Raw genomic sequence first — 12,929 nt, 5'->3', positions numbered from 1 at the left:
GCGGTATCACCGGGGGCTCCCTTCCCCCTGGCTCAGGGCCGGTACACGGCGCCCGGCTCGGGAACGCCCGGGGCCAGCAGCTGGGGCACCGTGACGAAGGTGTAGCCGCGCTTCTTGAGCTCGTCGATGATCCTCGGGACGGCGGGCACGGTCCCCGCGTAGATGTCGTGCAGCAGGATGATGCCGTCCCGGTCCGCCGCGTCGAGGATGCGGCGTTCGATGAGGGCCGGGTCCGTCGTCGCGTAGTCCTTGGCGGTGGCGCTCCAGAGGATCTGCGCGAGGCCGAGGTCGCGGCTGACCTCCGAGACCTGGTCGTCGGTGCGGCCCTGCGGTGGACGCATCACCGTGGGGACGTCGCCGGTTATCTCCTGTATGGCGTCCTGCGTACGGGAGAGCTCTTCGCGTATGCCGTCGGCGTCCAGGTCCGTCAGCCGCTTGTGGGTCCAGGTGTGGTTGCCCACTTCATGACCCTCGCGGGCCATCCGGCTGACGATGTCGGGGTGCTTGAGGACGTGGTTCCTGCCGAGCAGGAAGAAGGTCGCGGGCACCTTCTTCTCCTTGAGTATGTCCAGGAGGCGGGGCGTGTCCTTGCCCGGCCCCGCGTCGAAGGTGAGCGCTATGCAGCGCGCCTGACGGCAGTCCACCGAGCCGGTCCTGGCCTCCGGCTTCCCGCTCTTCCCGTCGCCGTCCAGGTCGGTGCGGCTTCTCGCGTCCGCGGGGGTGAGGGGGTCGGCCGAACAGCCGGTCAGCGCCAGGGACAGCGTCGCGACCACCGCCAGGGCGGCGGCGATCCGCGCTCCGAGAGCGGTTTTCTTCCCTGGCATCCCCGACATGATCCATTCCCTCTTCCGTTGTACGCCGGCCCGGACGGCGCCGCGCGTGCGAACTATACACACGGCGTATACACGGAGTGCATAGTGAGCCTGCTCGGGACGGCCCGTACGTGTATGCGATCTGTACGGAATTAAACACGGTCCGTACGGACTCCCGTCACCCGCGCGCCATCCGGTCCCCCAAGCATCTGAGCCGCTGAGCATGACAGGTACCGGCGAGGAGCAGGAATGGGCCACGGCCATCACCACCCGCACGACCACCCGCACGACCACTCCCACGGCCCGGCGGCCGACGCGGGCCCGCTGCCCGCGGCGCTCGACGTGAGCGTGCCGGACAGTGAGCTGTCGCCCAGCCAGCTGTCCCGGCGGTCCATGCTGCGCCGCGCGGGCCTTCTCGGCGCCGGCCTCGCCGGAGCCGGCGTACTCGGTGGCGCCACGACCGCCGCCGCGCACTCCCAGGGTCACGGCCACGACCACGGCCACACCGGTCAGGGCGGGGGCAAGGGCTACCTCTGGCTGGCCGGCGACCATCACATCCACACCCAGTACAGCAGCGACGGCAAGTACCGGGTCATGGACCAGGTGCGCCAGGGCACGCGGCACGGCCTGGACTGGATGGTCATCACCGACCACGGCAGCGAGGCGCACGCCAAGATCGGCGTCGACAAGGTCAACCCCGACATCAAGGAAGCCCGCTCCACGTACAAGGACGCGCTGGTCTTCCAGGGCCTGGAGTGGAACATCCCGGGCGCCGAGCACGCCACCGTCTTCGTCCACCCCGGGCGCAACGAGGTGGAGGTGCTGAAGAAGTTCGAGAACGACTACGACGGCAGCCTGCACCCGAACACGTCCAATGCCGTCAACGAGGCGCTGGCCGTCTCCGGTCTGCGCTTCCTGGCCGACCAGGTGCACCGCCGCAAGGTCGACGACATCGTGATGCTCGCCAACCACCCGGCGCGCAACGGCATCGACTCGCCCCACGAGATCCGCGCCTGGCGTGACGCCACCTCGGCCGACCACCCGATCGCCATCGGCATGGAGGGCGCGCCCGGGCACCAGGCCGCCAGCCTGCCCAGCCCCGGCGGCAGCGGCCGTGGCCGCGGCTACTACGAGAACGCGCCCAGCGCCAACTCCTTCGCCCCCTACCCGCCGGAGAGCTACCGCACCTGGGGCGGCTTCGACTGGATGACCTCGACGGTCGGCGGTCTGTGGGACAGCCTGCTGGCCGAGGGCAAGCCGTGGTGGATCACGGCCAACTCCGACTCGCACAGCGTGTACGCCGAGCCCTCGGTGTACGGCCCGAACGACAACTTCAACGGCAACGGCAAGCACGCCGACCCCGTGTACGGCAAGGGACTCGACCTCACGCAGGGTGACTTCTGGCCGGGCCACTACAGCCGTACGCACGTCGGCGCCGAGCGCTTCTCGTACGCGGCGGTCATGGACGCCATGCGTGCCGGCCGGATCTGGGTCGACCACGGCGGCCTGATCAGCGGCCTCGACGCCCGGCTCCAGGGCGGCGGACGCTGGGCGACCCTCGGCGGCGCGCTGCACGTCAAGCGCGGCACGGAGGTCGAGCTGAGCATCGACATCGCGCTGGCCAACGGGGCGAACTGGGCGCAGTTCATCCCCACGCTGGCCCGCGTCGACGTCATCCAGGGCCAGGTCACGGGCACGGCCCGGGACAAGGACACCTTCAGCGCCCCGACCGCCAGGGTCGCCAAGTCCTTCGAGGTCAACAAGTCGAAGGGCACCGTCAAGCTGACGTACAAGCTCGGCAAGGTCTCCGGCCCGCTGTACGTCCGGCTGCGCGGGACCGACGGCAACCGCAGCGCCGTCGGCCTGGGCGGCGCCAAGGTCGACCCCGTGGGCCCCGCGATGGACGTGATCGGCGACGCCGATCCGTGGAAGGACCTCTGGTTCTATTCGAACCCGATCTGGGTTCTGCCGTCGTGACCGCCTGACCGCCTGACCGCTTGCGGCCTGACCCGGTGACCGGTGTCGGCGCGGGGACCGCCTTCCCGCCCCGGCGCCGGTCGTCGGCGTTCCGCCCCCTGCGACGGGAGGGCGGGACGGGGCGGGGAACATTCGATGGTGTCCACCCGTTGAACAGATCGAGGGTGTGGATGGAACAGTGTCCCCGGGCCCCACAAAAGAATCGCCCGCAGGGAAGATCGTTCGGCTGAAGCCCTGCGGAGCCTATCGCCGCGAGGCGACCGCCATCCGCACCCTCCTCTGTTCGGCCCCGATCGGCGTCCCCCCGCCCGGTCGGGGCCTCCTCCCGTCCTGGCGCCCCTACGGGCGCCTACTCCCGTACGGGCCTCACGCCAGGGTCAGCCAGACACAGGCGTCCACCGGCAGCAGCACGCCGTCGTCCGTACGGTCCAGCGGCGCGCTGCTCAGCAGGACGCTCGCCCCCGGGGGCAGGGCGAGCGGGGACCCACCCGCGTTGACCAGGCACCGGAAGCCCCCGGGCCGGTCGAAGCAGAGCGTTCCCGGGCCGGTCTCCACCCAGGTCAGTGTCTCCGGGAGGGGTGTCAGCCGCTCACGGCGCAGGGCCAGTGCCGTCCGGTAGAGCGTGAGGAACGACCCGGGGTCGTTCTCCTGCGCCTGCGCCGTCAGCCCGGCCCAGTCGGCCGGCTGCGGCAGCCAGGGCGCTGTCGTGGTGTCGGCGGGCGAGAAGCCCAGCGAGCCGGTGCCGTTCCCCCACGGGAGCGGGACGCGGCAGCCGTCCCGGCCCCGGTCGGTTCCGCCGGAGCGGACGAAGGTCGGGTCCTGGAGCAGGTGGTCGGGGAGGTCCCGCACCTCGGGCAGGCCCAGCTCGTCGCCCTGGTAGACGTACACCCCGCCGGGCAGCGCCATGGTCAGCAGTGCGGCGGCCCGGGCCCGGCGGCGTCCGAGGGCACGGTCGCTCGGGTCGGCGAGCCGCTTGTCGCCCATGTCGAACGAGGTGTCCTCGCGGCCGTAGCGGGTGACGTGGCGGATCGTGTCGTGATTGGAGAGCACCCAGGTGGGGGGCGCTCCGACCGGGCCGTGGGCGGCCAGGGTCGAGTCGACGACCGCCCGCAGCGCGGTGGCGTCCCACGCGCAGCACAGGAAATCGAAGTTGAACGCCGAGTGCAGTTCGTCGGGGCGCAGGTAGCGGGCGAACTGTTCGGCCGTGGGCAGCCAGACCTCGCCGACGAAGATCCGGTCCCCGTCGTAGCCGTCGAGGATCTTGCGCCAGGAGCGGTAGATGTCGTGGACGTCGTCGCAGTCCTGGTAGGGCAGGTCGGTGTGGTCGGGGCGCGGGCCGACATCGGGCAGGCCGGGCTTCTTGGTGAGGCCGTGGGCGACGTCGATCCGGAAGCCGTCGACACCCCGGCGCAGCCAGAAGTGCAGAATGTCCTCGAACTCGGCGCGGACCTCGGGGTGTTCCCAGTTCAGGTCGGGCTGCTCGGGGGCGAACATGTGCAGGTACCAGGGGCCCGGTGTGCCGTCCGCCTCGGTGATCCGGGTCCAGGCGGGGCCGCCGAAGTAGGAGTGCCAGTCGTTGGGCGGTTCGTTGCCGTCCTCGCCCCGGCCGGGGACGAACCAGAAGCGTTCGCGCGCCGCCGAGCCGGGTCCTGCCGCCAGCGCCTCCTGGAACCAGACGTGCTGGTCGGAGCAGTGGTTCGGGACGAGGTCGACGAGGACGCGCAGGCCGTGGCCGTGCGCCTCCCCGATGAGCCGCTCGGCCTCGGCGAGCGTGCCGAAGAGCGGGTCGATGTCCCGGTAGTCGGCCACGTCGTAGCCGCCGTCGGCCATCGGGGAGGTGTTCCAGGGGGTGAACCACAGGGCGTCGACGCCCAGGTCCCGCAGGTAGGGCAGCCGGTCCCGGACGCCGGCCAGATCGCCCACGCCGTCGCCGTTGCCGTCCGCGAAGCTGCGTACGTAGATCTGATAGATCGCGGCATGCCGCCACCAGTGGTTCACAGGAACTCCTTGTCCGAATGGGGTGGTGCGGGCCCGTCCGTGCGGGCCCGCACCGGGTGCCGCGAGAGGCGGCGGGGGTGGTGGCTACCAGCCGCTGTTGCCGGAGCCGCGCGTGATGGTGAAGCCGCCGGTGCTGCTGAGGCCGCCGGAGGCCGTGCCGGTGACGGTGACGTTGGAGAAGTTGCCGGCGCCGGCGGAGATGACCTCGATGCCGTACGCGCCGGTGTTCTGGATCTTGATGTTCTTCAGCGTCAGGTTGCTGACGGTCTTCTGGTACGAGACGAGCACGCCGCTGTAGGTGGAGTCGATGATGTCGAGGTCCTGGACCAGGACCGGGGCGGTGATGTCGGAGGAGTCGGCGTAGATCCACAGGGCGCCGAACTTGCTCTGCCAGTTGGGCTCGAAGCCGCCCGTGCGCTGGAGCGTGTTGCGCTGCACGGAGGTGGTGCCGCTGAACGGTACGGGGGCGAAGCGGCTGCTGATCGCGATGCCCGCGGAAGCCGTGACCGTGTCGGAGAGGATGTTGTCCTCGGCGCGGTTGGCGTTGCCTCCGTAGATGCCGATCGTGTTGGCGAGCAGCGGGACCTGCACGGTGTTGAAGCGGAAGGCGCTGTTGGAGACCGCCTGGCCCTCGGAGAACATCGCGAGGGCGTCGTCACCGGTGTTGCGGATGCTGGAGTTCCACATCTCGGTGTTGGCGGTGCCCTTGTGGAGGTTGACGCCGTCGGCGAAGGTGTCGCGGATCCGCAGGCCGCTCACGTACAGGCCGTTGGTGGGCGCGTCGATCCAGAGGCCGACCTTGGTGTGCTCGATCCAGACGTCCTGGAAGGTCGACCCGTTGCCGAAGTTGCCCTCGATGCCCGCGTCGAAGTTGGCGTCGTCGCGGTAGGTGACGTCGCCGGCGATGGTCAGGTCCTGGACGGTGCTGGTGCCGCCCTGGCCGAAGAGGCCGCCCTTGCCGTTCGAGCCGCGCAGCGTGGTGGACCAGGCGCCGGCTCCGCGCAGGGCGACGCCGGTGAGGTTGACATGGCCGGAGATGTTGTACGTACCGGCGGGCAGCCACAGGCCCTTGCCCTGCGAGTTGACGTTCGACACGGCCGAGTTGAGCGCGGCGGTGTCGTCGCTGCCGTCGTTGGCGGTGACGCCCAGAGTGGTGGCGGAGACGAAGCCGGAGGAGGGCATGGCCTGGTCGGCGGCGACGGTCTCGGTCTCGACGAGGTCCAGTGTGTACGAGGCGGCGGTGTCGCCGGCGTCCTTCTGGAACTTCAGCACGGTACCGGCCGGGAAGCTGCCGATGAGCGAGCGCGTCTCGTCGAAGAAGTGGTGGCCCGATCCCTGGGAGGAGTCGTTGTTGTACGGGTAGGCGCCGTACACCCAGCTGTACGTCGAGGTCAGGGCGAGGTCGCGGACATGGGTGGAGCCCGCGTAGACGCTGAGTGTGGTGGCCGGCGTGTTGTCCGGCACCGAGTAGCGCAGGGTCACCGCGTTGGCGGGCTTGGTCAGGGTGAACTGCACGTACTGGCCGGTCTGCTTGAGGACGACGGCCTTGCGGCCCGAGGCCTCGGAGGCGACGGTGAGGTAGGTGCGGTCGGGACCGATGGTGGAGCCGTTGGTGGTGCCGCTCTCCGCCTCGTACGTGGTGTACGGGACGGTCGCGCCGCGCGTCGCGTTGGCGGTGGAGCCGGTGACCGAGACGCCGTCGAGCGCGAGGTTTCCGTTGTCGCCGGACTCGGTCCGCAGGGTCAGCGTGTTGAGCTGGGCGCGCAGCGGGGCGTCGGTGGAGGCGGACTTCCAGGCGCCGGAGGTACCGGGCAGCGAGAGCTGGCGGACCTTGGTGCCGTTGGCGGTGAGAGTGATGGTCGCGGCGCCGGAGTCGGGGGTGCGGTAGCGCACGACGACCGGGTAGGTCGCGGCGGACGGCGCGCTGACGGCGAGGACCGAGCGGGCGCCGGCGGTGGTGAAGCCGGTGAGGTAGCCGGTGCCGCCGTAGCCGCTGACGCTGGTCGCGACCGAGGGGCCGCCGGAGAAGTAACCGTTCTCGGCCTGGTGGGTCAGGGTGGGCGGCGGATCGGTGGTGCCGCCGCCTGCCGGTGTGGTGGCGACGATGTTGTCGAGGTTGACGTTGCCGCTGTCGGCGGTGGTGAAGGTCAGGGCGACGGTGTTGGCGCCCTGCTGGTAGGTCAGTGACTCGTCGTGGGTGGTCCAGGTGTCCCAGTTGGCGGTGGGCGGAAGGCTGATCTGCCGGAGCTTGGCGCCGCCCACGTAGAGGCTGAGAGTCATGGTGGCGGTGGTGCCGTTCGCGTACCGGATACGGATCGATCCGGCCCCGGCCGCCGCGGCCTGGACGGTGAACGAGGTGGAGGCGCTGCCCTTGTTGCCGTCGGTGTAGCCGCCGACGAAGCCGCTGCCGGTGTAGCCGGGGTGCTCGGTGGAGACGGCGGCGCCGCCGGAGAGCGCGGCGGACTCCGCCTCCAGGGTGGTGTCCGCGGCGGACGCGGATCCGGCGAACGGCCCGTACAGCAGCGCGCAGAGCAGGGACAGGATCAGGGCGGGTATCAGCCGGAGGGTGGGCGGTCGCGTGCGGAGTGCAGATGACACGACGGTGTGTCCTTCCGTGAGGGGGAACGGGACCGTGGGTGATGGGGCCGGCGCGGACGGGGGTCCGGTGCCGGGGCTCGGGGGGCGGAGCTCGGGGGGCGGGGCTCCGGTGGCGGGGCTCCGGTGGCGGGGAGGGCCGGGGCTCCGGGGCGGGAGCGCGGGCGTGGTCAGCCCTTGAGGCTGCCCGCCGTGAGTCCCGCGATGATGTTGCGCTGGAAGATCAGGAACAGCACGAGCAGCGGCACGCTGGCCATGACCATGCCCGCCAGCAGCTGGTTGGCCGGCATGTCCGTGGAGAGCCGGTTGAGCGCCACGGTGATGGGCTGCCTGGCCGGGTCCGGCAGGACGAGCATCGGCCAGAGGAAGTCCTTCCAGACTCCGACGACCGCGAAGATGGAGACCACGGCGAGGACCGGCCGCGAGAGCGGCAGGACGACGGAGACCAGGACGCGGAGGGTGCCCGCGCCGTCGATGCGCGCGGAGTCGAGGAGTTCGGCGGGGATCTGGTCGAAGAACCGCTTCAGGATGAAGATGTTGAAGGCGTTGGCGCAGGCCGGGAGCCAGACCGCCCAGGGCGTGTTGATCAGGTTGAGATGGACCAGCGGGACGTCGACCACGGTCAGGTAGGTGGGGACGAGCAGCGCCGAGACGGGCAGCATGAGGGTCGCGAGCATCATGCCGAGGACGACATTGCCGAGCACGGGGCGCAGCTTGGAGAGCGCGTAGGCGGCGGCGACGTCCACCACCAGCTGGAAGAGCCAGGCACCGGCCGCGAGCAGGAAGGTGTTGAGGAAGTACTGCCCCAGGCCGACGTTCGTCCACGCCTCGGCGTAGCTCTCCGGGTGCCAGGCGGCGGGGAGCAGGCTCGGGTTCGGGTCGGCCAGTTCGGCGGAGGACTTCAGCGCGCCGGTCGCCATCCAGTAGAGGGGGAAGACGAAGGCGAGGGTGAAGCCGGTCAGGGTCGCGGTGAGGACGAAACGATGCAGGAACCTGCCGGTGCGGCGGTTCATCTCGGTGGGAGCGATCAGGGTACGGACGGCGGTCTCGGTGGCTTCGGCTGCCATGGTGGTTTCCTCTCAGCCCTTGGTCCGGGTCAGGCGCAGGTAGACGCCCGCGAAGAGGCCCAGCACCACGAAGAGCAGCGTGGACATGGCGCTGGCCAGGCCGAAGTCGTTGTAGACGAACGCGTAGCGGTAGAGCAGCAGCAGGACGGTGACGGTGGCGTCGTCCGGGCCGCCGCCGGTGAGGACGAACGGTTCGACGAACACCTGCATCGTCCCGATGACCTGGAGCAGCAGCGTGATCATCAGGATGAAGCGCATCTGGGGGATGGTGATGTGCCACAGGCGCTGGCGGATCGACGCCCCGTCGAGCTCGGCCGCCTCGTACAGCTCGCCGGGGATACCGCCGAGTGCGGCCAGGTAGATGAGGGTGGTGGTGCCCATGTTGGCCCAGGTCGAGACGAGGACCAGGGAGACCATCGCCAGGTTCTCCGACTCCAGCCACTGCTGGGCGGGAAGGTGGAAGACCTCCAGCACCTGGTTGAAGAGCCCCGGTCCGGGATCGTAGAACCAGCGCCACAGCAGCATGGTGACGATCGGCGGCAGCATCACCGGGAGGTAGACGGTCATCCGCAGGTACGCCTTGCCGTGGCGCAGTTCGTTCAGCACGACGGCGGTGGCGAAGGGCGCCGCGAACCCGAAGACCAGCGCGAGCAGGGTGAACCAGCCGGTGTTCCGCCACGCGGTGACGAACAGCGGGTCGGCGAAGAGCCGCTGGAAGTTGTCGAGGCCCACCCACTGTGCCGGTTCGGCGAAGGTGACCTGCTGGAAGCCGAGCAGCACGCCCCGCACGATGGGGTACCAGGAGAACAGCGCGAAGCAGAGGATGCCGGCGGCCAGGAAGAGGTACGCGACGAGGTTCTCGCGGATGCGGCGCGGCCGGCGGCCGGGGGTGCGGGAGGTGTTTCCCGTGCCCGCGCTCCGGGTCTTCTTCGCCGGGTACGGGGGCGTGCTCGGCGTCGTCGTGCCTCCCGTCGTCGTGCTCGGCGTCGTCGTGCTTCCCGTCGTCGTGCTCGGCGTCGTCGTGCTCCCGGTGTCCGCCGGGACGGACGGGTCGTGTGCTGAGGTCAGCGGGTGGGCCGTCATGGTGAACTCGATTCCTGCCGTGCCGAGTGCGGGGGTCCGGAGGAGGGGCCGGCGGGCGGTTCTGGCGCGCCACCGGCCCCGACCGGGTCGGTCAGCTCACTTGACCGTGGCGAGGATGACGTCGACCTTCTTCTGCGCGGCGGCGAGAAGTTCGTCGATGTTCGCGTCCTTCTTGGTCAGCACGGCCTGCATGACGCTGTCCAGCACCGTGTAGATCTGCTGGGCGTTGGGCGGCTCGACCTTCACCGCGACGTCAGGGCCCCGGTCGACGAAGGGCTGGTAGTTCTGCTGCGGCACGTTGGCGTACTCGGCGTGGATCGCGTCGTTCTTCCGCTGTGCGGCGCCGTCGAAGAGGTTCGGCTGCGGCAGCCCGATCGGGACGCCCAGCTCGGCGAACTTCTTGACGTTCGCCTCCTCGCGGTCCGGGTTGAGGTACTTCCACTGGACCCACTGGAGGCCCGCCTTGATCTTCTCCGGCGACGCCTTCGGGTTGAACATGAACCCGTCGCCGCCGCCGAGGGTGGCGGAGCCGGGCAGCGCGGCCAGGCCGTACTCGTCGTACTTGCGCTCGAACTGCTTGACGATGGTGGGGATGTTGTCCGGACCCGCCATGTACATCCCGAGCTTGCCCGCGCCCATCATCTTCTGGACGTCACCGATCTCCAGCAGCTGGCGGGTGCCCATGCTGTTGTCGGTCCAGCGCATGTCGTGCAGCGCCTGGAGCGCCTGATGTCCGGCGTCGCTGTTGAACGCCGCCTTCCACGTGCTGCCCTCCTTCGTGGCGACCTCGCCGCCCATGGAGTAGATCCACGAGGTGAGGTGCCAGCCGCCCTGGTTGTTCTTGCTGTAGTCGGCGTAGCCGACGGTTCCGTCACCGAGGGCGCTGATCTTCTTGGCGTCCGCGCGCACCTCGTCCCAGCTCGTGGGCGGCTGGTCGGGGTCGAGTCCGGCCTTCTTGAACAGGTCGCGGTTGTAGACGAGGCCGAGCGAGTAGTTGCCGGTCGGCAGGCCGTAGATCTTGCCGTCCGCGCCCTTGAAGACGTCCTGCAGCGCGGGCCTGACGTCCTTCAGGTACGGCACGTCCTTGAGGTACGGCGTGATGTCCGCGGCCTGGTGACGCTGGATCAGCCCGGCCGGGTCGGTGAAGTAGACGTAGAAGACGTCCTCCAACTGGCCGCCCGCCAGCTTCGCCGCGAAGGTCTTCGGATCCATCTGGCCCTCACGGGCGTCGATCTTGATCTTGGGATGGCTCGCCTCGAACTCCTTGACGAGGTCCTCGAAGTCCTTGCGGTCGGCCGGCTGGGTCTTGGTGGGCATGCCGTTGACGCTGATGGTCACCACGCCGTCCTTGTCCACGCCCGAGGATGCCGTGGGCCCCGCGCAGGCCGCGAGGCCGAGCGACAGCGAGGTGGCCACGGCCAGGCCGAGTACTTGACGTCTTGCTATGCCATCCATGGGGATCCCATGCCTTCCTGACAACGACAGCAGACACACCGGTCCCCGGAGACGGGCGGCGAGGTCTGCAAAGGGTTTGCGTGACTTGCGGCGGCCGGGCCGTCGCGTCGTCTCAACGGCGCTGACAGTAAAAGCGGGAACCGCAAGAAGTCAATGAGTCTGCGCAAGAACTTAATCAGCGACGCTTGCGCCTGTAACACACCGTCACCACGCGGCGCGTGGCGAGGACCGCTGATTCGGGCCGCCAAGGCCGCGTGGCGGACGCGGGACGGCGAGAAGGGGCCCGGCCGAGGGCCGGACCCCTGACGCGCGGCGGACGCCGCCCGTGATGCGGTCAGCTGGCTCGCGTACGGGCCGGCGGGGCCGTTGAGCTGCGCACGATCAGCTCGGTGTCGAACATCATCGACTCCCCCGTCGTCGCGTGACCCTTCATCTGGGAGAGCAGCGAAGCGACCGCGGCGGCGGCCATCGCCGGCACCGGCTGACGGGCCGTGGTCAGCGGCGGATCGGTCGCCACCATGTACAGGGAGTCGTCGAATCCCACGACGGACAGATCCTCCGGTACCCGCAGCCCCTGGCGCCGCGCCGCCCGGATCGCGCCGAGCGCCAGTGCGTCGCTTGCGCAGACCACCGCCGTGACGCCCTCCGCCCTGAGCCGCGACAACGCCGTGGCGCCGCCCTCCATCGAGAACAGCCCATGGGCGACGCGCCTTTTCCAGTCGCCCTTCAAGCCGCCGCGACTCCGGTAGAACGCCTGGTAGCCGGCGAGTTTACGGGCCGAGGGGACATGACCGACCGGTCCGAGGATCATGCCGATCCGCTCGTGCCCGAGCGCCGTCAGGTGCCCCAGGACCTGCTGGGAGGAGGCCGCGTCATCGATGGCGACCTGCGCGACGCCCAGGTTCTCGTCCGCCGCGTTGACCAGGACGATCGGCACCTGGCGCTCGCGCAGGGCGCGGCCCTGCTCGGGGCCCGCGTCGGCGTAGCTGGCGCCGACGAAGATGATCCCGCCGATGTTCTGTTTGAGGATCATGTCGATGTAGTGGGCCTCGGAGACCCCGTCGGCCGTCCGGGTGCAGAGCACCGGGATCAGGCCGCTTTTGTTCAGCAGCCCCGCGAGCGCTTCCGTGAACGCGGGGAAGATCGGGTTCTGCAGGTCAGGCACGACAAGCCCGATCAGCGCGGCCCGCTCCCGCTGCAACTGCCTGGGCCGCTCGAAGCCGCAGACATCCATCGCGGTCAGCACCGCGTCACGGGTCGCCGGCGCCACGTCCGTCGCCCCGTTGAGCACCCGCCGGGCGGTGGTCTCGCTGACACCGGCGAACTCGGCCACCTGAGAGAGTCTTTTCTTCACACCATCAACCTACCAACCAACTACGCAAAAATTGAAGATCCGTTGCGCAAATTACAGACACCAGGGAAGATGTCGACCATGGCGGCCGAAGAAGAGACGCGACTGCCCGGCGGCTTCGAACCGGCCACGGGCGATGGGCCGGTGCCGGTCGCGGCGCCCGGGGCGCGTGCGGCCGAAGTCCGGGCCGCGTTCGAGGGGTTGCTCCAGATCCGGCGTCTGACGAACCCGGGTCCCGGCGATCCCGCGGCCGTTCCGGCGGAGTGGGAGCGGCGACGGCCCGTGCGGGCCGTCGCGCTCGCGCTGGAGGCGTCCGGGACGGCGGCCTCGTCCGTGGACGCGGCGGGGACCGGACTGCGGGTGGCGACGGGGTTCCGCGTGCGCCCCGGGGAGCGGGCCGGGACGGTACGGGTGGAATGGCTCGGCCCGCACGGCGGTGGCGCCGCGCGGGAGGAGGAGGGCGCGCTGACCGCGTGCGCCGCCGTGCTGGAGCGCCTGGGCTGGGAAGCCCTGCTGTACCGGGGGCCAGGGCGGCGGCGGTTCCTGGAGGTCGAGCCCGCCTCTTGAGCGGGGGCGCCTCGGGAACCGCCC

9 protein-coding genes are annotated in these 12,929 nt (G+C 70.2%); 2 read left to right on the top strand and 7 right to left on the bottom strand.

Translation table 11 applies throughout. From position 1 onward, the window contains the following. Positions 1 to 32: 32 nt before the first annotated feature. Positions 33 to 824, bottom strand: coding sequence for a polysaccharide deacetylase family protein (locus ACIBAE_RS15950; RefSeq protein ID WP_399285423.1), 792 nt, complete (start codon positions 822 to 824; stop codon positions 33 to 35). A gap of 237 nt (positions 825 to 1,061) precedes the next feature. Between ACIBAE_RS15950 and ACIBAE_RS15945 the strand changes: the two genes are divergently transcribed. Beyond that, on the top strand, positions 1,062 to 2,789 hold the full coding sequence (locus tag ACIBAE_RS15945) for a PHP domain-containing protein (RefSeq protein ID WP_399285422.1): 1,728 nt from the start codon (positions 1,062 to 1,064) through the stop codon (positions 2,787 to 2,789). 366 nt (positions 2,790 to 3,155) lie between these two features. On the opposite strand, the gene ACIBAE_RS15940 is transcribed toward ACIBAE_RS15945, so the two are convergent. The 6 genes from ACIBAE_RS15940 to ACIBAE_RS15915 all read right to left on the bottom strand — a co-directional run bounded on the left by ACIBAE_RS15940 (position 3,156) and on the right by ACIBAE_RS15915 (position 12,341). After that, a complete protein-coding gene (locus ACIBAE_RS15940; protein ID WP_399285421.1) occupies positions 3,156 to 4,787 on the bottom strand; it encodes a glycoside hydrolase family 13 protein in 1,632 nt (543 codons plus the stop codon). 84 nt (positions 4,788 to 4,871) lie between these two features. Continuing rightward, the gene (locus ACIBAE_RS15935; protein ID WP_399285420.1) at positions 4,872 to 7,385 is read right to left on the bottom strand and encodes a carbohydrate-binding protein; all 2,514 of its coding nucleotides are present in this window, start codon (positions 7,383 to 7,385) and stop codon (positions 4,872 to 4,874) included. A 167-nt stretch (positions 7,386 to 7,552) separates the two neighbouring features. Then, complete coding sequence (locus ACIBAE_RS15930; RefSeq protein WP_399285419.1) at positions 7,553 to 8,449, bottom strand: carbohydrate ABC transporter permease; 897 nt, start codon at positions 8,447 to 8,449, stop codon at positions 7,553 to 7,555. Positions 8,450 to 8,461: 12 nt separating this feature from the next. Continuing rightward, positions 8,462 to 9,532, bottom strand: a complete 1,071-nt coding sequence (locus tag ACIBAE_RS15925; RefSeq protein WP_399285418.1) for a carbohydrate ABC transporter permease — start codon at positions 9,530 to 9,532, stop codon at positions 8,462 to 8,464. A gap of 96 nt (positions 9,533 to 9,628) precedes the next feature. Next, entirely contained in the window at positions 9,629 to 10,987 is a 1,359-nt protein-coding gene (locus ACIBAE_RS15920; protein WP_399285417.1) for an ABC transporter substrate-binding protein, read from the bottom strand. Between the two features lie 334 nt (positions 10,988 to 11,321). Further along, the gene (locus ACIBAE_RS15915; protein ID WP_399285416.1) at positions 11,322 to 12,341 is read right to left on the bottom strand and encodes a LacI family DNA-binding transcriptional regulator; all 1,020 of its coding nucleotides are present in this window, start codon (positions 12,339 to 12,341) and stop codon (positions 11,322 to 11,324) included. 78 nt (positions 12,342 to 12,419) lie between these two features. Here ACIBAE_RS15915 and ACIBAE_RS15910 point away from each other — a divergent pair, with 78 nt between their 5' ends. Continuing rightward, on the top strand, positions 12,420 to 12,905 hold the full coding sequence (locus ACIBAE_RS15910; protein WP_399285415.1) for a hypothetical protein: 486 nt from the start codon (positions 12,420 to 12,422) through the stop codon (positions 12,903 to 12,905). Positions 12,906 to 12,929 lie beyond the last annotated feature (24 nt).

This window comes from Streptomyces sp. NPDC051569, assembly GCF_044454085.1.
In the GTDB taxonomy this organism is placed as follows: domain Bacteria; phylum Actinomycetota; class Actinomycetes; order Streptomycetales; family Streptomycetaceae; genus Streptomyces.
Note: the sequence above shows the minus strand (reverse complement) of the source record. Positions and strands in the feature narration are given on the sequence as shown.